This window comes from Acidicapsa borealis, assembly GCF_059115245.1.
Map to the genome: position 1 here is coordinate 6,090,540 of NZ_JCACNY010000001.1, position 23,240 is coordinate 6,113,779.

The 23,240-nt window shown below is 59.7% G+C and carries 10 protein-coding genes; 3 read left to right on the forward strand and 7 right to left on the reverse strand.

Translation table 11 applies throughout. The features are described 5' to 3' along the window. Positions 1-37 precede the first annotated feature (37 nt). From AC5S27_RS24790 to AC5S27_RS24805, 4 genes are all read right to left on the reverse strand, one after another. Complete coding sequence (locus AC5S27_RS24790) at positions 38-7,705, reverse strand: tetratricopeptide repeat protein (RefSeq protein ID WP_493937242.1); 7,668 nt, start codon at positions 7,703-7,705, stop codon at positions 38-40. Next, positions 7,695-10,022, reverse strand: coding sequence for a VIT domain-containing protein (locus tag AC5S27_RS24795; RefSeq protein WP_493937243.1), 2,328 nt, complete (start codon positions 10,020-10,022; stop codon positions 7,695-7,697). Before AC5S27_RS24795 ends, AC5S27_RS24790 begins: the two co-directional genes overlap by 11 nt. Before the next feature lie 165 nt (positions 10,023-10,187). Then, positions 10,188-12,242 carry a ligand-binding sensor domain-containing protein gene (locus tag AC5S27_RS24800; protein WP_493937244.1) on the reverse strand — a complete coding sequence of 685 codons (2,055 nt, stop codon included), beginning with the start codon at positions 12,240-12,242 and terminating at the stop codon, positions 10,188-10,190. 103 nt (positions 12,243-12,345) lie between these two features. Continuing rightward, the gene (locus AC5S27_RS24805) at positions 12,346-13,149 is read right to left on the reverse strand and encodes a 3-keto-disaccharide hydrolase (protein ID WP_493937245.1); all 804 of its coding nucleotides are present in this window, start codon (positions 13,147-13,149) and stop codon (positions 12,346-12,348) included. Between the two features lie 72 nt (positions 13,150-13,221). On the opposite strand from AC5S27_RS24805, the gene AC5S27_RS24810 reads away from it, so the two are divergent. Further along, entirely contained in the window at positions 13,222-14,445 is a 1,224-nt protein-coding gene (locus tag AC5S27_RS24810) for a Gfo/Idh/MocA family protein (RefSeq protein WP_493937246.1), read from the forward strand. A gap of 144 nt (positions 14,446-14,589) precedes the next feature. On the opposite strand, the gene AC5S27_RS24815 is transcribed toward AC5S27_RS24810, so the two are convergent. From AC5S27_RS24815 to AC5S27_RS24825, 3 genes are all read right to left on the reverse strand, one after another. Continuing rightward, positions 14,590-17,040: an ABC transporter permease gene (locus AC5S27_RS24815; protein WP_493937247.1), complete on the reverse strand. Its 2,451-nt coding sequence runs from the start codon at positions 17,038-17,040 to the stop codon at positions 14,590-14,592. A gap of 181 nt (positions 17,041-17,221) precedes the next feature. Continuing rightward, positions 17,222-18,577 (reverse strand): Gfo/Idh/MocA family protein, encoded by a 1,356-nt coding sequence (locus tag AC5S27_RS24820; protein ID WP_493932569.1) that lies wholly within the window; start codon positions 18,575-18,577, stop codon positions 17,222-17,224. An 88-nt stretch (positions 18,578-18,665) separates the two neighbouring features. Further along, complete coding sequence (locus AC5S27_RS24825) at positions 18,666-19,559, reverse strand: sugar phosphate isomerase/epimerase family protein (protein WP_493932570.1); 894 nt, start codon at positions 19,557-19,559, stop codon at positions 18,666-18,668. 209 nt (positions 19,560-19,768) lie between these two features. On the opposite strand from AC5S27_RS24825, the gene AC5S27_RS24830 reads away from it, so the two are divergent. Together AC5S27_RS24830 and AC5S27_RS24835 are read left to right on the forward strand one after the other, a co-directional pair. After that, on the forward strand, positions 19,769-20,692 hold the full coding sequence (locus AC5S27_RS24830; RefSeq protein ID WP_493932571.1) for an alpha/beta hydrolase: 924 nt from the start codon (positions 19,769-19,771) through the stop codon (positions 20,690-20,692). 55 nt (positions 20,693-20,747) lie between these two features. Further along, the gene (locus AC5S27_RS24835; RefSeq protein ID WP_493932572.1) at positions 20,748-23,141 is read left to right on the forward strand and encodes a cyclic nucleotide-binding domain-containing protein; all 2,394 of its coding nucleotides are present in this window, start codon (positions 20,748-20,750) and stop codon (positions 23,139-23,141) included. Positions 23,142-23,240: the final 99 nt, after the last annotated feature.

A 23,240-nucleotide genomic window follows, 5' to 3' on the forward strand; every position in this document is an offset into this window, starting at 1 on the left:
TCGCAACTTCGCCATCCATCCACGCATGCTCATCGTTTTATTCATGAGCCACCCCTTCGTGCGCAAGATCCGCCATCGTGAGCTGCGGCCGCACCACTCCGCTCTGATCCAGAGCCCGCTGTAAGTGAGGTCTTCGCTCTTCATTGCGCACCTCGAGAGTCAGCGTACTGTCTATGTTCCGAATACGCCGCTCCAGTTCAGCATGGAGTTTCGCATCCTTCTCGAAATACGCCGCAAGCCGGAGATACGCAACAGCTGAACCGCTATCGTCAGCATGTTCGTATGTCTGTGCAATCCGCAATGCAAGAGCAATCCCCTTAGAATCTCCAACAGCAAGCCTTCGATCGCGAGGCATCGGTGCCGCGCGTTCTAGCGCCTCCAGCGTCAAATTCTGACGGCTGCTGGCGGCGCTGGAATCTTGTGTCTCCATGCCAATGTCTTCACTTCCTGAACCGGGGTGGTCGTTCCCGGTGCTGCCCATTTCATCCCCTTCCACATCCTGCATGGTCGACTGGCCATAGGCAGAAGCGCCATTCAGCAATCGATCCAGTACGTCGAGTGCTGTGGCATGGCGCCCTGCAGACGCTTCTGCATCGAACAACTTGGTCCTGAGCGCGTAAGCGGAGAGTTCAAAGGCACCCTGCTCGCCATCAATTTTGTCTCGCACAAATACCCTGGCATTCGTCGCATCGTGTGGCCTGATCGAAATAGCTCCGCGCAGAATGCGCTCTCGTTGTGCTGCGTCTTTCGTCGCATCTGCAAGGGCAGCCCGCGCATAAACAAAGTAGGGTCGTTCGGCTTGTACCGCTGAGAGGGTACGCAGAGTCAGCAAGCTTAACTCATCGCTTCCCGACTGCGTCTCCGCGTCCAGTGCATGCGCGGAAACGCGTAAAGCCAGTGCCGCCTGCGCGCGGAGATCGTACGGACTGGCCTTTCCGGCAGCCACCGCGCGCAGCGTGGACACAGCAGCTTCATCACTCTTATCCGCATGAAGCTGGGCCACGGCCAGCCGGACTCCGTAACTGCTGTCCCACGGAACATTCTTCGAGAGTAGTAATAGGAACGGAACAGCCTCGCTGGACAGCTTATTCTTCTCAAGCAGCCGGGCAGCCAGATCGTAGTTTGCATAGACGTCGCCCGGCAGCATCGTCATATCATGAAGCAACTTCACCGCGCCCTTGACATCCGCTGTCTGAATGCGAGCTTCAGCGAGAGCAAGATAGTCCATTGCATTGGCGCCACCCAGCGTTCGTTCCCGCTCGAACACATACTCCCAAACGGCCAGAGCTCCTGCATTGTCGCCCTGCAATGTGAGTTCCCTTGCGGCTCTTCGCAGTACATCAGAGCCAGGAATCGTGGTAGCGACAGAGTCTGTAGCGGTGCGATAGCGGGATAGCAATGTATCCAGTCGCTTGCTCCGCGATGCACTGAGGAGATGAGCAACGACTAGATCATCCTCCATCTGCTCCTTCGCACTCATGCTCTCAACCAATGCTTCCGCCTTGGCGTCCTGCTTTTGCGAGTAGTAGTAGAGAGCCAGCTTTCGCTTGTCCTGCGAAACTCTGTCAACCATGTACCCGGTGTCGCGATCGTTGTGCGATGCAGCGATGCGATCCAACTCGAGTTCCCGGAGTAGAACGGGCTCACGTGCCTCGTCAGGCAGGCATTCCGCGTCCACGATCTCGAGCAACACCCCCGCCGGACTGGATGCAGCAGTACTCAGCGAGAGAATCCAATCCACGCCTGCCTTGCTGCTCTCCGAGGCCTGCAGCGCAGCGCAGATAAGCTCCAGAACACGGTAGTCGCCGTTGCGCGCAATATAAGTTCGCAGAACTCTATCCAACTCCGGATGCAATTGCACACTCAGCTTATACTCGCCAATGTGCTGGGCAATGAGCGTGAAGCCAGTCCAGAAGCTCTCCGGCGCAGGGCCGTTATTCTGTACACGATTGAGAGCCATAAGTGCCTGCCGCCAATTCGCAATCGCCTCATCGTTTCTATGCGCATGCCATAGAAGCACCGCGATGCCATCGTAGAGCGAAGGCGAGTCAGGTGCTAACTCAAGCGCATGGTGATACTCAGTCAATGCCGCATCGGTTTCCCCCGCGTCAGCATAGGCACGCGCAAGCTCAACATAATTCACCGCCGCGTCGGGGTTGCGCTCCAGGCCTGCCGCAAGAAAGTCTTCCGGATCATGCTGCGGCCAATCCTTCTGCACAGCCAGCGTGCGATAAACGCCGTAGCGCATGCCATAGTAGAACCATGTGCCTCCCGTGACTGCCGAAGTAGCCGCGGAGGGTCCCGCCTTCAGCCGCTCACCAATATTCTGCTCATCGCCCAGCGTCTGATGAAACGCCGCCTCTGTTGTGGTGCTGGTATCGCGATAGTAGAGCCCGGTCAATGCAGAGTATGCCGGCTCCCACGTTGCACCAAAGCTCGCTCCATGTGCATGCATCGCTGCACGCGTTACCGGCAAGGGCGCATGAGCCATGGAGTATTCCGCCGCTGCCAGAGCATTCGCATCATCCTTACTACCAATGCCGTAAGACTCGAAGCCACGTACATCATGCTTTAACAGGAGCTGCAAATATCGTTCGCGCAAATCCGAATGATGATTGCCAGCAAAGCCGACCATGCGTAATGCACGCATCTCAGCGAGTTCTTCCCCGGCATTGCGATAGGCCTTCACCTCTGCGATCCGAACTGCCGCACGTTGCTCCGGCTTGAGTTTCAACGCATAGGTTTCAAGCGTCTTCGCCAGTTCAACATATTCCATGCGTGATTGCTGTAGTTCAACGTAAGGAGTGAACTGCGCATCGGAAGCCGTGCCATTCTCCACGCTCCGGTCGAGCAGAATCTGCCTGCGCATCATTGCTTCCACATCGGGCACACAAGCATTCACCGCAACGTCGATCCATCGCGACCGCTCAGGCCATGCAGCATGCTCCATCATCCGCCAGCGTGTTTCAAGAAGGCCCACAAATTGGGTCTTCTCTTCCGGCGTGAAATAGGCGCCTGCTACTTTGCCCATCTCAAGGACCGCGCTGTTGTAGCGTTGTGTAGCACTCTGCTGACGCTGTTCAATCCGGTGTTTGCGCCACTCGCTGTCGCCAACCGAGAGCGCTCCCTGCTTCTCTACTTGCTCAACAAACAGCCCTGGCGAATTAGGTGAGGCGTCTGCAGCCTTGCGCGCCTCATCGAGAGTGGCCAGCGCCTTCTCTTGCTGTCGCACGCGGGTCATCAATCGCGTATAGATCACAGCGCCCTGCGCATCGTCCCCCGTGTGGCTGCCGGGACTCGCACCAGCGAGAAGCTCATCTCCCTCAGCCTTCACACCCATTTCTGCAAAGTGAAGAGCTTCCTCGACCAGACCCCACTCCTCCAATTGCGTAGCGACATGGAAATCATCCGTGGCGTGAACAGGGTGGCCATCGATCCATGCTCGCTGTAGAGCCTTCACGACATCTTCCTTCCGTCCTTGTCGTGCGCGAGCCTGGGCCTGCTTCACCATCCAGTCCGGATTGTGATAACTCAGTACATACAGGCGCTCATACTCCTTGCATGCGTCATCAAGCCTCTGCAAACGCTCTTCCAGATCAGCCTTTGCGGCAAACACGTCGGCGCGATCGCCACGAATCGCAATCGCCCTGGCGTACGCATCAATCGCCGCCGGGTATGCTTCGAATCCCGTTTCAATCTGTGCCTGCATGATAGCGAAGCGCGAGTCACGAGGAGATGCCTTGACGGTGGTGTTGATAAAGTCCAGCAACTGCTGCTGCCGGCCATGGCGCTGCGCATACTCAACCGCCTCGGCAGTCGCACCCGCATCCTCGGGATACGCACTCAGGATGGCAATGTACAACTCCGTCGCCGCCGCGTAGTCCTTGGTCTTCGTGTACGCGGGAATCAAGGAGCGCTGCACCAGCACAATCTTCTGCTTGCGATCAGCAGCGCTCATCTTCGCCCCGCCATCCCGAATCGACTTCAACTCTGCGAGGTAAAACTCCTTCAACCCTGCACCGTCCCCAGCGAGCGCATAACTGTTCGCAACCAGTGCGAGCGCCTGCGGATCATAAACATCGGCTCCAGCTGTAGCAGCAGCTGCAGGGTCAAGCAGCGAAACCGCAAGCCCGCGAGCCTGTGCATAGTTACCGGACTCGTTGGCCTTGTTCGCAGCCTCCAACGCGTACTGGCGGCTGAGTATTGGTTGAACCGCCTTCGCCGCATCGGCGGCGTTTACCAGGTCTGTAATGGCCTGCGCCTGCTGCTGGTTGCGCCAGTAAAAATCCACAGTAGTCCGCACAACCCCCACAAGCTTTGGGTTTTCTCGATAAACCTGTTCGATCACATGCGTTGCGCCCTGCACGTTCTTGCGATCTTCAAGGGAGCGGGCAAGCTGATACGACAGCTCGATCTTCTGTACCGGATCACTCGCAAGCGCAATTTCTCGCTCCAGCGCCTGCTCGTATACAACGTCGAGCAAATGTGACTGCGCTTCGGCTCCAATGGCCTGGGCCTGCTCAGTCGTAGAAGCCTTGGCCAGAGCCGCAGTGAGCATGGGCGCAATCTCAGCCTCCCGCTTCTGCGTTGTCAAAATGCGTGCTCGCAATTGCAACGCTGCGATACTGCTTTGCCGAGAAAGTGCCTGAGCCGTTTCTTCGTCTACACTTTGCGCCGTGGCCTTGCGCCGTGCCAGTTGCAGAAGCCGTGAAGACGCAGGCGTGCTCCCCTCATCACTGCAAGCTGCTTGCACATATTGACGGATCGCAGCGGGAAGGTCTCGCTTACCCTCTTGTATCGCGCCAGCCTCATAAGCGAAGAGCGTTGGCTTGCTGAACTTGGTGCGAGCCTCGCGAATCTCAGCCAGCGCGTCGTCAAACTGAAAGTAATCCCAGAACACGGTCGCCGCCTGCAGATAGCCGTTCGCATCTCCCGGATGCACCGACGGCATGCGACGCCAGTATAGAGCCGCCGCCGCAATATCCTCGTGTCCACTCACCCCGTCCGCGCCGGAGTCGGAGTAGATATCGCCAATGCGAGCCAGTCGCTCCATGTCGGCAGGCCTCGCAGCCAGCAGGTGTGCTTCAATGCCGACGGCACGTTGCGTCTGCTTTTCATCGAAATAAGCCAGTGATCGAAATACACTCGATGCCTGCACGCCGAGCTCTTCGTCGGCAGGATAGGAATCGGCAAGATCACTCAGCAGTGGAGCACTGTCTTCAAAGTGCGAACGCCACATCTCAATCTCTGCCAGTTCCCGCGTCGCCGCTGGATTCGCCTGTTGCTTCTTCGTATCGGCGATCAGCGTATGCAGTTGCGACAACTCTGAATTCAGCTTGCCATTGCGGCTTAGATAGTCAAAGAACTGCATCCGCAAGGGCTGTGAATCGCTCCAGTGCTCGCGCAACAGCTTCTCCCATGCAGCTGGATCGCGTGTCTGTTTCGTCTGATATGCCTGCAGCAGATTGCGGACAAACACTTCGTTATGCGGAAACCGTTGATGGGCGTAGAGATTCAACTGCAGGAACAACTCCGGACCACCTTGGCTCACCTGTCCGAAATACTCTTCAAGATCCGTTCCATGAAAGATGTCCGTAACTTGCTTCGTTAGATCTGCAAAAGCCTGGCGCTTCTTCTCCCGCAGATAAAGCCTTGCCAGCTTGTCGTACCAACTCTTGTTCTGAAACTTTTGAATCGCCTGGCTATACACTGCCTCCTGCTGCGCGCTGAGATTGTTCTGTTGCAGAAATTCAGCCAGCCGCTCGTAGAGCAAGGGATCGTTCGGATTACGATCAAGCTGTGTGCGCAAGACCTTGAGTGCCTGTGGCAGTTGGCCCGCGGCTGTTAGCCTTCCGAGATATCGTTCGAGCAACTGCTGGTACATCTGTGCAACGACAGGTGCAGTGCTGGTGGGTTCAGTCGTCTCAAGTTCAAAGGCCCGTGTCGTCTGCGCGTTCGTTTGTGTCGTTGCACCATCCGTATCGGCAGCGGGATCAGTTGAGACTTCTGGCGCGACGCTCTTCTTGTTCGTCGCGGACGCTGCGGTTGAGGCCAGCGTCAACGGCATGCCGCCCGCCTGCCCACTCAACTCTGTCAGCATCCGCTCATACAAAGCGAATTCACTGGCAGTATCGCTCTTCCGAGCGTAGGCGTCCGCCATGTACATGGCTACGAAAAAACGATTCTCCCGGTCCGAAGCAGCAGAGAAGGTGGAAAGAAAATTACTGCCGCCTGCAATCACCAGATCACTTTCACCGTACTCCGCAAGCAAGCCGATGAGTTGCTTGTGCAGTCCAGCGCGCTCCACTGCTGTGGGCGACTGCTTGTCGAGCATCGCCAGTAGCTCCACGGCCTTCGCGCGATGAAAATAGGGTCGCGCACGGCTTTCTTCTTCAATGTAGGACTGCTCAGGCGATGTGCTGTTCAGCCATAGCGACAATATTCCGTTCCAGTATCCAGGTCCGTGATCGAGCGTGGCCGCATCGCGATACATCGTCAGGTTGCCGGATCCGAGCGCGACAGGCTGTTCAGGTGCAGTCAGTAGAATGCGAATCATGCTGCTCAGACCTTCAGCTTGAGGAGAACTCCCGTTCGCGAGTGAACCCTGCGCATGATAGAGCGCGAAGTCATAGCGAGCAGCCTCTGGATACGCGTGAATCGCCTCCGTTAATTGCGCCAGTGTGTATAACTCTTGCGCCGTCCACGCAGCTCTGCGGCTCTCTTTGCTACGACGAAAGGCTTCCGTAATCTGCGCCGCTTCCTCCAGATGCCCTTGCTGTTGCGCGTAGTAGAAGAGCCGCGCCATCGCATTCAAATCATCCGGCGACTGCGCCAGCTTGCCGCGTGCTTCGGCAGCAAAGCGTCGCTGATTGTGTGTCTCAGCCAGGAGAGAGTAGTAGCTTGCCACCAGCTCGGAAGGCCAGAGTGGTTCAAAGCCCTTATCGTAGATCACCAGTGCCTCAACCTTGGATCCCCGCCTGTACTCGAGCAGTGCAGCAGCCTTCACAGGAAAGACGGCATCGTTGGGAAAGGCATGCTTATACTGCGCCAGCAGAGCCGCAGCAGCGTCCCATCGCTTGCGCTCGAGCAGCCAGCGAAATTCACGCGCATACAGAGAGCTCTGCTCGGGATAGCGGCCGATCCACGCGCGATACGCAGCGGCCACGACATCATCGCTCATCCGCTGGTCGCTGGCGAGTACCAGCAACCGCTCAAATGCTTTCCAGGACTGCTGATTCGTGACTGACTCATACTGTTCGAGAGGAGAGGCAGGCGACGCACCGATCTGCATCAGCACCTGAGCTTCATTCTGCGGTTCAAGCCTGCGATGGTAGTAATCGGCGAGCTCAGCTTTCGCGCCAACAGTGTCCTGAGCGCGGGAAGCATGGGCCTTCCAATCAGCCTCGGCTGCCTTGAAATCGAGAGCCTGCTCTTCCGCCAACGCGCGCAAGGAATAGAGCTCAGCCTGTTGCGGAGCCTTGCTAATCAAGGCACTCAGCTCATGCTCAGCTTCATTAGGAGGCCGTGGATACATCGTCTTAGCTGAGGGCAAGTCCATGGCGCGATACAGCGCGGATTCAATCTCGCTACCGCCTATCGCATCCTGCATCCATCGCGGCAGAGATGCGCGAGCCTGCCATCCGATCAGCGAGATGGCACACGCGCTGATTGCCATGAGCGCCAATGTTTGAGGTTTACGGGACAACTTCAACCTGCACCTCCTGGCTCCCCATGTTGTGAGCGATATCCTCGGCAGTCACAGTGAGCGTGTAGCGTCCGATGGGAAAAGTTGCAGGGATCGTCAGCGTTCCCACGTTCGCTCCTGCTGCGCGATTCCACTGCAGATTGACCGGTGCCACGCCCTCAAGACGCGCCACAAGTGTACGCGTGCTGGACGATGCACTGGCTTTCAACTGCAGCGTCTCCCCCGCATGCAACTGGCTGTGACTGAGCAGCAGCTTCACCGTCGGCGGTGTGCTGGCAATCACAAATGTTTTGCCTTCGCGATAGGTGTTGCCTTTGTTATCGCGCAGAATCAGTCGAACATTGTATGTGCCGTCCTTCATATCGGAAGGAGCAAGGAAGCGCGTCTCCCACAATCGTCCGCCGTTGTCGCCTGGCGTGTCCTCGTCCGGAAGATGACGTAGAGGCTTCGTCAATCCGAAGGGGAACAAGGCCACCACCGATTCAATAGCAGGATCAGTCCGCACACGCAGAATCGGGTCGCCAGGGCGAATTACCCGGGGCCGTAACAGAGCACGCGGAGCCGCAAGAAAAGAAGTATAGGGCGTGACCAGCTTGTATCTGCGTGCCAGTGCGATAATCTCGTCGATAAGCTGTCGCGACTCTCCTTCGCGGGCAATTTGATCCAGCAGTGCGTTCACGCGTGCCTGCGCCCAAAGCCGCGGCAACTGCGGATGATCCAGTGCTTCTGTAGGCAGATCGGCCTTGACCGACGCATCGAGTTGCCCGCCGTCGCGTGTTGCGTGCGCACTGAATGAAACACCTCTTGCTGCACCGCGATACTGCCCCACCCACGAAGCCATCGATCGCGTATAGACTTCGTCATCCAGCGGATAGACCATGCTCACCTTGCCCTCGGGCTGCACCGCAAGTCCAAGACCAGTGACCGGATTGCGCGCGATACGCGAAAGAAACCCCTCCAGTTTGAACGCAATGGGCTCCGTCGAGAGCACATGCTCCAGCACCCCGCCATGGCTCGCCAGCATCTTCAGTAGAGGCAGGTTGGCATCATCGCCCACCGCAAATACATCCGTGCGCGGAGCATGCGCAGCAGCCTTCCACTGTTGCGCATAGTTAGCAGCAATCTTTCGCGCAACCACTGTCTCTCCTCGATCCGAACCGCCATCGGTCATCAATACCAGCGAACAGTTATCCATTGAGCACTGCTTCAATCCGACTGAGAGAGCCTTCCCTAAATCCGTACCTCCGCGTAGCTTGCTGGCGCGCACAAAATCCAGCGCCTGCTGGATCGCCGCAGTATCCGCCGATACCACCTGCGGTTTGAAGAGCACTGCGTCCTGATTAAACAAAATGACATTGAAGTGATCCTCAGCATGCAGGTTCCGTAACAGTGCTTCGAGCGCGGCATAACTGCGCTCCAGCTTGTCCCACTGCATCGAGAGAGAATTGTCGAACAGCAGCACTACGGTGTGCGGCGTAGCGGGCTGAGCTGGTGTAACCGCAGCCTTACCCTCACCCAACGGCAATTCAGCCTGAAAGAATCCGGGCTCAGCGACAGTCGGTTTCTGCGGCGCCTTCTCGTCGGGTGGAGGCAGTGGTGCGCGCGGATTGCGATAGGTGATCACCTGAAGCTTATCCGCCTGCCCGGCATCGATCTTCCACGTCGCGGCAAAGTCTTCATCGAGCGATATATCCTTGCCCTCGTATCGACCCATCACAGTCGTGCCATTGTTCGCAGCATCCATCTGCAGCGGATAGAGCTTCGAAGCAAGCTGAAAGTCCGCAATGGCATGCGCGGAGTGAAGTTCAAAGCTCAGTTGTAGATGACCGGCCTTTTGTTGCTGATACGCTCCAGGCTTGAGCGGTAGCGCAAGAAACTGCTTCCAATCGCTGACAGAAAGCTTCTGATGATACTCAAGCTCCAGTCGCTTCGTTCCCCACGCTGGAATAGGCACGATCTTCACGCTGAAGATGGAAGTCTTTGCAGCATCGCCACCATTGCTGGCATCGCCCGTTTCCAAAAGGCCGGGATCAATGGCCTGCATACGCGCCTGGTCGTATAGCTCTTCCGCACGTCTGCGCTCCAGTATCACTGCAGGAATCCGTACCGGACCATCCCATACGGCAAAGTCAGAGACGGTGCTGCGGTCCGGAAGAGCAAAGACATACGTGCCTTCCTCGATCTTGTCCGTATGGTTGGCAAAGATCTGTGTAATGCGAACACGCGCATCCCCATTGTCGATGCGGATCTCGACCTTCATCTCGGTCAGCGAAAGCACTGCAGAGTCGGGAGCCTGCTTATCGCGAGGAATCAACACGCCAGCATCGGCCCACACAACGCACGGCTGGAGGCAGCACAGTGCCAGAAGAATAAGTTGTGCAGAACGTGTACGCCAACTCCGAAGGCCGATCACCGTTGTATCTCCGTATCCCGCTCTTAACCATTCCAGCGCACACAAATCTTTGCCACGCCTAGCCCGATATCAGTCCAACAACCGCTCCGCAATCCGCACCAACCCATTGTCCGTACCCACATACACTTCGCCACCGTGTTCCGCCAGCGCCGTTACATTGTTTGAAGGCAAACCAGCCGTAACCTGCCGCCAGCGGCCCGTCGAGCGCGACCATACCCAGAGCCCGCTACCCAGCGTCCCCGCAAAGATATGTGTATTTGTCGAGAGCATCGCATTGGGATTGACCACTATCTGCGCGCTCACGCCATCCATCGCAGTAAAGAGACCATCCGTGCCAAGTCGCATCACGCCTGCGCCATAGGTCCCAACCATCCACTCCTGCTTGGCATCGGTGTCACTCAACGGAACAATTGCCGTCACCCAGTTGTGCTTCAGGCCTGAGTTCGTCGCGGTCAGATTGCGCTCAATACTCTGCTTGCGGAAGACAGAGATCCCTCCAAGTGTGCCAGCCAGAAACTCATCTCCATGCGGCGCAACTCCGAGAGCGTAGACATGGTTGTTCACCAGTCCCTCAAAGCCATACAGACTCGCGACGCCGGCAGCATCCACAAAGGTGACACCCGCGGGAGTCGCCAGAATCATGCTGTCCTGCGTGAAAGCTACGTCGGTCACATGATCCGCAATCAGCCCGTCCTTGTGCGTGAGAACCTGACGCGGCTTGCCCTGCGTATCGAATAGCACTAACCCATTCGCCGTCGCCACCGCCATCGTATTGCGGCGCGGGTCGAGCACGATGCGATTGATGCAGAAGAGACGATCATTCTCGTGATGCTCCGCAGCAGCAGACGCATCCCCGTCGATGTTCACCACATCCAGCCCGCGATCAAAGTATCCAACCCATAGCCGTCCATCCGGGCCAAAGGCTAGCGCAGAAATATTGCCGTCCGTCAGCTTGTTGTCATGCGCGTCCAGATTCGCCGCCATCGGCGACCAGCTTCCATCGGAACTCTCACGCCGCAGTCCGTCCCGCATCACCGCATACAACACGCGTCCGCTCACTTCTGAGCGGTCCGGCAGGAACTGCATTGCCTCACTCGGCGCAGCGTCGCCCTGCATCGTGAAATCACTGCGAAGATTCGCAGCACCCGGCCGGCGTCCGCCATGCAGCGACACTCGCTGAACTCCCTGCTCCAGCGAGCCAATCGTCACACCCGCATCATCTGCATAGAGTGCATGAGCAAAGAGATTCCTCGCCAGCACACGCGCGGGACGGCCGTTATCGAACTCCTCAACCCCCAGCGGAGTTCCCACGAATACCTTGCCACCGTACTCGGCAATTGCATCCACTTGGTCATCCGGCAGATCTCCGGCCACCGCGCCCGAATCTCCGGCACCGTGAGTGAAGGTATCGATCTCACCGCCATGCCAGTGGCGCACTCCGGCATTCTGCGTGCCCACCCAGAAGCCAGTCTCGTCCGCCGTCAGCGCTGTCACAGAAAGCCCGGCCAACTGCGGATGAAAGCTCTCCAGCATCGCGCCCTTGGCCCCTGAACCGCGATAGACCAGCAGTCCACGCTTGCGCGTGCCAATCAGTAGTTCGCCGCTCGCCAAAGGCAGCAGCGCAATAACATCCCGCGCCTCCGCATCCTTAGCCCAGAGCTGTCGAAAGACGCCGTTGCCTGCGGCTTCCTCAGAGAACAGCAGCACTCCCTCGCCCGCTGTCGCAATCATCAGCGACGGAGCAGCATCGCCACGCAACCGTCCCACGGCCATCGCTCCCAGTGGCGCAGCAGGCAGATTCACGCCCACGCGATAGCTCTTCAGCAGCGTGTTGCCCGCGCCAAATCCAGCGCCGTAGACGAATAGGCCAGCCGACCCTCCCACATACAATTTGCCTTGATAGAGCGCCGCGGAACGATAACTGGCCGGCGAAGCGATCGTTTCAAATCCGGGATTGGGCAGAGTACCCAGCGTGCGCAGTTCCGCCGGAAATCGCCCTTCGGAAGCCACATCGGCACGCGCCCGATCCAGCGACCGCCGCACCCCGGAAACGACAAAGGCCGCAATGCCCAGCGCCGTAAGGGCGGGCAGTGCAGCCAGGAGCAACCATGTGCGTCTGCGCATTGATGTAAGTTACTCTTCCGCCTTCCGCCGAAAGAGTAACTTACAGTAGCACGCTTTTGCCTGTGGAAAAAGTCAGGCCGATGAAGGTTGGATGACAGCCCAATTACTTGAGCTCGCGAACCCAGATGTTGCGGTAGCTGAGTGGCTCACTGTGGTCTCCATGCGCCTGCAGCTTGATCGGCGCGCCATCAAAAGCCTTGTAAAACGGCTTGCCGATGTACCGCGTCTCACCCTGCAGTTGGAAGTGGTTCTGCACCAGCACGCCGTTGAAGAGCACAGTGACAAACGCCGGCGACTTCAGGGAACCATCCGCGTTGAACGTCGGCGCGGTCCAGATAATGTCATAGCTCTGCCACTCGCCTGGCTTTCGGTTCGCATTCACCAGCGGAACGCCCTGCTTGTAAATGCTGGCTGCCTGGCCGTTGACATATGTCTTATTCTCGTAGGAGTCAAGAATCTGCAGTTCATAGCCAGCGTCGCCCGGTCCGGTCGAAGCCAGGAAGACGCCGCTGTTTCCGCGCGCCTGTCCGCTGCCGGTGATGCCCTCCGGAATCCGCCATTCAAGATGGAGCTGGTAGTTCTTGAAGCTCTTCTTGGTCTCGATGTTGCCCGAGTCCTTCGCCTTGCTCACCGTCACAATGCCGTCGTGGACAATCCACTTGGCCGGCGACTTGTCGGCATTCTGCACCCACTCGTCCAGATTCTTGCCGTCAAACAGCACAATCGCGTCCGAAGGCGCGCTGGCCGTAGCGGCATTCCCCGGAGTCACGACAGGCGGCACCGGCTCGTAGACTTCCGTATCTTCCGGCTTCGGTGCGCCGGCTTCCTGTTGGGCAAAAGCGGGCACGGCAATCGCGAATGTCGCGGCAACCAGGGCAGAGAGGGCATGGTAACGATACGTTTTCATACTGAGAGCCAAGATACACCAACCCCCGCAGACTCGGCATCCTGAATCTGCTTCGAACCGAATCCGTACTCAATGCCTCAGGTCGAAGCCGCCGTCAGCATTTACCCTTATCCCGGACGATCCGCACGCCAATCAGCCAATCCAAAGGTGCCCATGATGATCCGCCTGAAAACTTTGCGCGTTCCGCTCACCTGCGTCGTACTCGCGTTAGCCGCCTCGATCCTGCCCGTTGCCACCGCGGCACCGTTACCAGCGGACAAACCGATCCGCGTCGTCATCGTCGGCCTCGCCCATGACCACGCCCTCGGCTTCCTCCACAGCATGAAGGGCAATCCCAACGCCGAACTTGTCGGCATCGCCGAGCAGGACAAAGCGCTCCAGGAAAAATACGCGAAGCAATTTCACCTCGACACCAAGCTGTTCTTCTCCGACATGAACACCATGCTCGACCAACTTCACCCCGACGCAGTCCTCGTCTACACCAGCATCGTCGACCACCGCAAAGTCATTGAAGCCGCCGCCAGCCGCGGTATCCCGTCGATGGTCGAGAAGCCGCTGGCCACCACCGTCGAAGACGCCCTCGCCATCCGCAAAGCCGCCCGCGAGCATCACGTCCAGGTTTTCGTCAACTACGAAACCACCTGGTACGCCAGCAACACCGAGGCCATCAAGGAGGCCAAAGCCGGCAAGCTAGGACCGATCCGCCGCGTTGTCGTTCACGACGGCCACGAAGGCCCCAAGGAGATCGGCGTCAGCAAGGATTTCCTCGGCTGGCTCACCGACCCTGTGAAGAACGGCGCAGGCGCCATGTTCGACTTCGGCTGCTACGGAGCCGACATGATGACCGTAATCATGCACGGCGAAGCCCCGCTCAGCGTCACCGCCGTCGCCCTCACGGACAAGCCCGAGACCTATCCCAAGGTCGACGACGACGCCACCATCATTGTCCGCTACCCCAAGGCCCAGGCCGTCCTGCAACCCTCCTGGACCTGGCCCTTCGCCCGCAAGGACATGGAAGTCTACGGCGCCACCGGCTACGCCATCACGGAAGCCGCCGACCACGTCCGCGCCCGCTACGCCGGACAAAAGGCCGAAGCCGAAATCTCCGTCCCGCCGCTGCCAGAAAATCAAGCCGGCTCACTCAACTACCTTGCCGCAGTACTCCGTGGCCAGATCAACCCCGCAGGCGACATGAGTTCACTCGAAACCAACATGATCGTAGTCCAGATCCTGGCCGCCGCAGCAGAATCGGCCAAAACCGGCCGCACAGTAGAAATCAAGCCACTGCCGGAATGATCAGCCACCGGGCGACCCACCTTGATCGGAATCCTTTGCCGTTCAAGGTGGGTCGCATCAATACCCCAATCACCAGCGCTGTCATCTTGGGCGGAGCACATGCTTTTGCTGTTCTCTGTTCCCTGACTGCTGTTCTCTGGCCAGCTACTCGTTCCGCAACACCTGCATCGGCTCCACCGTAGCCGCGCGATATGCCGGCTGCAGCGTAGCTATCAATGCCACCACCAAAACCCCGGCAGCCGCCACCGCATACGAGAACGCATCGAACGCAGGCATCTTCCCCAGCAGGCTGACCACCACCCGCATCAGCGCCATGCTCAACAACACACCACCCACCACGCCAATTGCCGCGACAGTCAGCGCACTCCGCAGCACCGAGCCCAGCACCTGTGGCCGCTGCGCACCAAGGGCGAATCTGAGCGCAAACTCAAACCGCTTCTGCGCTACGGTGTAAGCAGTCACCCCGTACATCCCCGTCATCGCCAGCAGAATGCTCACCCCGGCAAAGCTCGCAAACAGTAGCGTCCGGAAGTGCTGCGCCCGCTCCGTCTCGCCAACGCTCTCCTTCATCGTCGAACTCAGCACCGCGACCTCAGGAAAGCTCTGCTTCATGAACTTCGCTAGAGTCGCCGACATCACACCAGCCTCCGTGCGTGTGCGCACCAGCACCTGCATATCCGTCGCCGCATGCGCATGCTGTGTCAACGGCGTGTAGAACGTGGGGAAGGGAACAGAAGCCGGCGAATCCTGCCGTACATCGCCCACCACACCCACAATCGTGATCCAGCCCTCGAGAAAATCCCAACCGCACTTGATCTGCTTCCCAATCGGATCCTGCCCCGGAAACTGCTCCTTCGCCAGCGACTCGCTGATCACTACCACCGGCTCCGAACCCGCTACATCCGTCTCCATAAGACCGCGCCCGCGTAGTACAGGAATACCCATCGTCGCGAAGTATCCCGGCGTCATCGCCATGATGTTGGCTACCGGCAGGTTCTCTACACCCGGCTTGAAATCCGCCCGTCCCTTGATCGCATAGCCCACATTCGATCCGCCCGCACTCATCGGCGCTCCGGAGATCGCATCGGCGCCCTCCACACCCGGAACAGCCCGCAGCCGCGCCAGCATCTGGTTGAGCGAAGCCACATCCGCCATGCCATCCGGCGAATCGACGGCATACCGCGCCTTCGGATCAGGGTTGCCCATGTGCGGAGCCATGTGCGTGTCCAGCATCACCAGCCGTTCCGGAGAAAACCCCAGATCCTGCTCTGACTCGGCAATCAACTGCTTCACCAGCAGCAGCGCGGCCACGCTCAGCATCAACGTCAGCGCAACCTCGCCAATGACCAAACCCTGCCGCAGCCGGCCCGACCCCCGGCTCTCCGTCCCTCGCGAAGCATCCTGCTTCATCGCTCCCGCTGGGTCCACCTGCCATGCCCGCCACAACGGCAGCATCGCCGCCAGCGACATCGTCACGACGCTGATCAGGAAGGAATACAGCACTACGTCGAAGTTCAGGTGAATCTCCGCCAGCCGCGGAATCTCCTGAGGCGCCAGCTGGACCAGCAGCCGCAGCGCCGGCAGCGCAATCAGTACACCCGCCGCACATCCCGCCAGCGCCAACAGGAGCACTTCCAGCCCCGCCCGCCGCGCCAATGCACCACGCGTAGCCCCTAGCGCCGTCCGAATCGTAATCTCCCGCCGCAACTGCGTCGCCCGCACCAGTTGCAGATGCGTAATGTTCGCGCAGACAATCAGCAGCACCACCGCCACCGAGCCCAGCAGCAGCCGCAGCGTCGGGCGAATCTTGCCCACCAGCTGCTCCTGCAGCGACACCGCCTCCAGCGCCTTCTGCTTGTCCTCCGGATACGCCGCCTCCAGCTGCCGCGACAGCGTCCCCAGCTCCGCATTCAGCTGCTCCGCTGACACCCCCGCCTTTACTTTTCCGATCGCCCGCTGGTTGTAGGAAGTCCGGTTCGCAACGTCGGGGAACGAAGGCCCCTCCACCCAAACCTGTGTCTTCCCCGGGAATGAAAACCCATCCGGCAGCACGCCCACAATCGTTCGCAGTGCCCCGAAGTATTTCATCGTCTGCCCCAGCGCCTGCGACGCAGAGCCGAAGTTCTGCCGCGCGAATCCATTGCTGATCAGCACTTCATCGGGATTGCTTACCGTGCCGTTGCTCAGAAACAGCCGCCCCGCAACCGGCTCCACGCCCATCACCTGCCCAAACTGCGGACTGGCCAGCGCAATATCCGTGTAGAGCATCCGCGACCCAGCCTGAATCCCATCCTGATAGTTGTTATAGAAGGCCGTCGCCTCAAGCGAAGAAACCCGCGTCGCCATGTCCTTGAAATCATCCCCGCCGACGCGCGGAATAGCCCGCTTCTCATCCAGAAAGCGCGTGTTCAGCGAATAGATCCGGTCCGCATCGTGGTAGCCCAGCGGCTTCAGCAGGATCGAGTCCACCATCGTGAAGATCGCCGCATTCAGCCCAATGCCAATCGCCAGCGTAAGGATCACGGTAACCGTAAACGTCCCCGAACGCCGCAGTTGCCGTACCGCCAATCGAAGATCCTGCATCACGCTGAACATGCCCTGCCTCCATTCGCGTCTCTAGCTCAAGTCGCGGTTGAATACAGTATGCACGTCGATTTCCAGACCGAGCCTCAGTGATTTCAACAACATCCCCACAAATCTGGCGTAACCAAAGCCCAAAAACAAAAAACGGGCGTCCGTTTCCGGACACCCGTTTCGAGCCCACCTGCGTTGGTGGTTAAACCAGCTTCATCGCAATCGGATCCCAGTGAACCACGGCATCCTTCTGGTAGCTTTCATTCGCCAGCAGCGCAGCACCCGCCGCGCGGAAGCCGAACGTCGCATCTTCCACCGGCTGCTTGCGGCTGCGCACCGAGTTGAAGAAGTTGTGGAAGTGGTCATAGCTGTCCGAATACATCGGATCAGCCGAGTACTTGTCCTCGCTGAGCGGCGGCAAACCCTTCTCATGCTCGATCGGATACTTCTCGTGGTACTTCTCGATCAGCTGCCCCTGCATCGCTTCGGTATAGGTGCCGATCGTCAATCCCGGTCCCTTTTCTCGCGGAGCACGGGTCACAATCACCGAGTTATTGGCAATCTCCATCTGCCCTTCGCTGCCGGCGAACACAAAGCCTTCGCTCTCCTCGCCGCCGTCCACAAAGTTCACGCGCAAGCTCAGGTTGAAGCCCTCGGGGTAGTCAAAGATGCCCAGCATCACATCAGGAGCGTCACGCCCATCTTTCCAGTACCGCAACGCCGCCGAAGCTACAGCGCGCGTCGGCCCCTTCGCACCGGTAATAAAGTGCGTTCCGCTGAAGAGATGCACAAACAAGTCGCCCGCAACACCCGAGCCATACGCCTTCCACTTGCGCCACTGGAAGAAGTGTTCCGGGTTCCACGGAATCTTCTCCGCCGATCCCAGGAAGCGCGGCCAGTCGCAGGTTTCCGGTGAAGCATCCAGCGGCACCGTGTAGTTCCACGCGCCCTGCGATGAGTTGCGGTCCCAGCGCGCCTGGATCATGTTCAACTGACCGATCGCACCGGCCGCCAGCAGATCCTTGGCCTTCTGGTACACAATCGAGCTCACGCGCTGGCTGCCCACCTGCAGAATCCGCTTCGTCGAAGCCGCCGTCTCAATAATCTCCGGCCCGTCCGAGTACAGATGGATCATCGGCTTCTCGAGATAAACATCTTTGCCCGCCTTCATCGCGTCGCACGCCGCCGTCTTGTGCCAGTGATCGGGCGTCGCAACGATGACCGCGTCAATGTCCTTGCGCGCCAGGATCTCGTTGTAATCCTTGGTGGTAAAGATGTCCTTACCCCAGATTTCCTTGGCATGGTCAAGCCGGCCCTGGTAGCAATCCGCCACAGCCACCAGCTTCACGCCCGGAACTTCAACCGCGTGCTTCGTATCCCCCTGCCCCTGAATACCCGCGCCAATCAGCGCGATCTGAATGTGATCATTGGCCGAAATGGCCCTTGCTCCCTCAGCCCGAAGGCCGCTCAACGCATGCAGCTTGCCGCTTGCCAGTGAACCCACAGTGGCTACGCTAGCTGCCTTGAGAAAACCACGACGATTCCAAGAATTGCTCAATGTTCCAGTCTCCTGCTTCTAAAGTGAAATGCCCCGAACTGATGTACTGAAATTCAAACCCGAGATTCAAATTCCTAGGAACTGATTCCTAGGAGCTGATCTTGTGCAGATAAGCAATGTCCGCCTTCGCCGACTCCATCTGCGAAACCAGGAACGGCTCTTCCTGCTCGGCGAAGATATGCTCAATACCCGCCGCCTTGGCCGCAGCAAAGATCGGCTTGTAATCCACAAACCCCGTGCCCAGGTCCCGCCCCACCGGACGATCTCCCGAAAAGCTGGTGATCGGTGTCGCCACAGGCTTGAAGTCCTTGATGTGCAACATCTTGAACCGCCCCGGATAGTTCTTGAAGTACTCCACCGGATTGTGCCCGGCGATGCTCATCCAGCCGCAATCCACCTCGAACTTCACCAGCGCCGGATCGGTTTCCTTCAGGATGATGTCGTAGCCCGGACTCCCATCCGGCATCTTCTCAAACTCGAAATGATGATTGTGATACGCATACTGCAGGCCTGCGGCCTTGGCCTTCTTTCCGGCCTCGTTCATCAGCGCCGCCGCCTTCTTGAACCCGTCCACGCCCAGCCCTTCAGGCTTCGGCTCAGCCCCATGCAGCACCGAACTCACCGCATAGTGCGCGCCCAGCGTCTTCGCCACTTCAAACTGCGCCTCGATCTCCTCCGGAGCAAACTGCAGATGCGCGCTCGGGCACTTTAGCCCGGTATCGTCCAGCAACTTCCGGAACTCTTTTGCAGAGAGCTTGGCCAGCCCCGCCGTCTCCACCTCGCGGTAGCCCCAGGCATACAGCTGCTTCAGCGTCCCCGCCGGATCAGCCGTCAGCGCCTTGCCCACCATGTAGAGCTGAATGCCCACCGGCCACGCCAGCCCGGCCGCATTCGCCATCCGCGGCAGCAAGTTTTCCGCCATCGCCACGGCGCCAACCGCACCGGTTACCGCCATGAAACGCCGTCTCGAAACAGAATTCATATCCGCCGCTCCTTTTAGACCATCCACCCACGAGCCTGATGTGAACTGCAAGCCACGATATACCAATACCCGCACCTCAAGTAAGGGGTGTAACGTTTCCATTCCAGCATCTGGCATCCCCGTGCGGTGTTGGGAACCGTCAGCCATAGTTGCCCGAGCCGCCCGCACTCTGCAATCATCGCTGCGAAATCAAAAGGCCAGACCCAACTATGCGCAAATCCGCCGCCGCTCTAGCCGTTCTCCTTGCAGCCGCCACCCCTGGCGCAATTGCCCAAAGCGTCTGGCCGCCACCGTCCACCCTGACTACCCTCAACCTCTGGCCCGCCGCCGCGCCCGACCCCGTCCCCACCACCGGCCCCGAAGCCGACACCTCTTCCAAAGCCAAGGCCGACCTCATTGCAGGAAACCCCATCATCATCCACCACAACGTCTCCGTGCCAACGCTCACCGTCTACCCCGCCAAAGGCACCCCCAACGGCACAGCCGTCGTCGTCTTCCCCGGCGGCGGCTACAACATCCTCGCCATCGACCTCGAAGGCACCGAAGTCTGCGACTGGCTCAACGGAGCGGGTATTGCCTGCCTACTAGTCAAATATCGCGTCCCCGACACCGGCCCCTATCCGAAATCCCCAGCCGCCCTCGAAGACGCCCAGCGCGCCGTCAGCATCACCCGCGTCCACGCCGCCGAGTGGCATATCGACCCCAACAAGATCGGCGTCCTCGGCTTCTCCGCCGGAGGCCACCTCGCCGCCGCCATCAGCACCCACTACGACAAGCGCCTCGACACCCCCGTCGACGCCACAGACCAGGTCTCCTGCCGCCCCGACTTCGCCGTCGTCATCTACCCCGGCTACCTTGCCGACGAAACCAGCAACTTCCTCGACAAGCTCGATCTGCACCCCACCGAAAAGACCCCACCCACCTTCATCGTCCAGGCAGAAGACGACCCAGTCCACGTAGAAAACGCGACCACCTGGTTCCTCGCACTGAAGAAAGCCAAAGTCCCAGCCGAGCTCCACCTCTACGCCGAAGGCGGCCACGGCTACGGCCTCCGCCCCCAGGAAAAATGGCCCATCACCACCTGGCCCAAATCAGCAGAACTCTGGCTGCACACCATCCACATGGTTCAATAGCAAGACCTCGCTTTTCGAGTTTGGTTACAATCGCCTTGTTCTTCGCAGCCAACCAATGTCTGACGCCATCGCCACCCTGCTGAGCGCCACACCCGCCTTCGCTCAGCTGCCCGCCGAAATCCGCAGCCGCATCGCGCTGCGGATGCCGCTGCGAACACTCGCCCGCGGCGAAGTGCTGGCCCAGGAAGGCGACCCCGGCAACGATCTCTTCCTCGTCCTCAACGGAAATCTCGCCCTCACCAGTCATGCCGCCAACCCAACCTTCGATAGCCCTCACCTCAATCAAGCACTCGATTTAGGCTCAGCCGGCCCCGGCTCGATCGTCGGCGAATCCTCCCTTCTCACCGGCCATCCCAACCCCGCCACCATCACCGCAACCGAGCCCACCACCGTCGCATGCCTATCCGCAGCGGATTTCGACCAGCTCTGCTCGGAATCTCCAGGTGAAATGGCCCCCACCCTCGTCTGGATGGTGGAACGCCTGGATGCTTATTCGATCGCGACAGCCGTAGCCCAGAGCAGCCAGCTCAGCAGCCTCTCCTCCACCGCCAGGCACGCCTTCGCGCTGGCTCTCACCCGCATCGACGTCCGCGCAGGCCAGACTCTCTTCCACAAAGGCGAACCCGGCGACGCCATCTTCCTCATCCTCAGCGGCCGAATCCGCCTTATGCGCACGCCGGAATCGGCATCCCTCGGAAGCCCATCTGAACCCAGCGAGCCAGCCGAACAAGCCGAGCTGGCCGAACTTGGCAAGGGCGACCTCTTCGGCGAACTGGCCATGCTCACCGGAGAGGCACGTTCCGCCACAGCCGTCGCCGTCCGCGATTCCCACCTCGCGCGCCTCGATCGCACCGCCTTCGACCGCCTCGTCGCCGCTCATCCAACAGAGATCCTCGGCCTCTTTGCGCGCCAGCTCGCCGGCCGGCTCAGCCGGCAAAATCACGACCGCACGTCACAATCTCGACAACTCAATCGCCCGCCCGTCGCCATCGCCATCCTGCCCCTCTCACCCACGGAGCAAACCGGCAGCGCCCGCGACTTCGCCGCAGAGCTCGTCCGCCAGCTCTCCGCCTTCGGACCAACCCTGCACCTCAGCCGCACCGTCGTCGACCGCGTCTTCCAGCCAGTCCAACGCAGGCATTCCGCACAGCAGCTCACCGCCCAGGTCGCCGAAGTAGCCCAACGGCGCCTCCTCGCCTGGCTCGATGACCTCGAACGGATCTATCGTCACGTCGTCTACGAAGCCGACTACCAATCCGGCTTCGAAGAAAGCGAATGGACCTCCCGCTGCCTCCGACAGGCCGACGTCCTGCTTGTCGTTGCCGGCGGTCCCGCCGACCCTCGCCAGAGCGAACAAACCATGGTCCGCCTCAATCGCAAGACCATCCCTTCGGTCAAAACCACGCTCATCCTCACCCACACCGAAGGCCCCGGAAGCGTCACCCACACCATCGGCTGGAAGCGCGCCCTCGGTTTCACCGCCCACGAACACGTCCGCCGCAATAGTCTCGGCCAGCATCACCCCGGCGACGTTGGCCGCATCGCCCGCGCCCTCAATGGCCAGTCCGTCGGCCTCGTGCTCGGCGGAGGCTTCGCCCTCGGTCTCGCCCACATCGGCGTCGTCGATGCCATGCGCGACCTCCACATCCCCATCGACTTTGTCGGCGGCACCAGCATGGGTGCCATCATCGCCGCCGCCTGCGCCCAGGAGTTTACCCACGACCAGATGCTCGAAGTCATGGATCACGGCTGCGCCCAGGCCCTCAAGGGCGATTACACGCTGCCCATTCTCAGCCTGCTCTCCGGCCGAAAAGTCACGCTGGCCCTCGGCAAATACCTTGAAAAACTCGATATCGAAGACCTCTGGCTCCCCTACTTCGCCATCTCCGCAAGCCTCGTCAACGCCCGCATGGTTGTCCATCGCCAGGGCTCCGCGCTCAAGTCCGTCGTCGCCAGCTGCCGCGCCCCTGGCATGTTCCCACCCCTTGGCTGGGACGGTGATGTCCTCGTCGATGGCGGCCTGGTCAACAACATCCCCGCCGACGTCATGCGCGCCGCCATCACCAACACCGCCGGGGCAGGTACCGTCTTCGCCGTCGACGTCTCCCCGGAAACCGAGTTCACCGCCGGGCAGGAATTCGGCATGGAAGTCTCCGGCTGGCGCGTCGCCGCCCGCAACTTCAATCCCTTCCGCCGCCAGCAGAAGATGGGCACCCTCGCGGACGTTCTAATGCGCCTCATCCGTCTCGGCGGCGTAGGCCACAAGCAGCAGATTCAGGACAATGCCGACCTTTACATGACCATCCCGCTCGACCAGTTCGCCATCCGCGACTTCCATCGCGGCGACGAAATGTCCAAAATTGGCTACGATCATGCCCGGCAGCAACTCGAAGCCTGGATCAGGGAAAACGGCCGCCCCTGGCTGGGAACAGCTGACCAGAAACCATAGCGCCGCGCTGATCGCCAGCCCTGCGAATCTTTGCCCGCAGCCCTCCCCGATATAAGATGTCCCCACACGCAATGCCACAGCGAGTCAGCCAGCAACCGC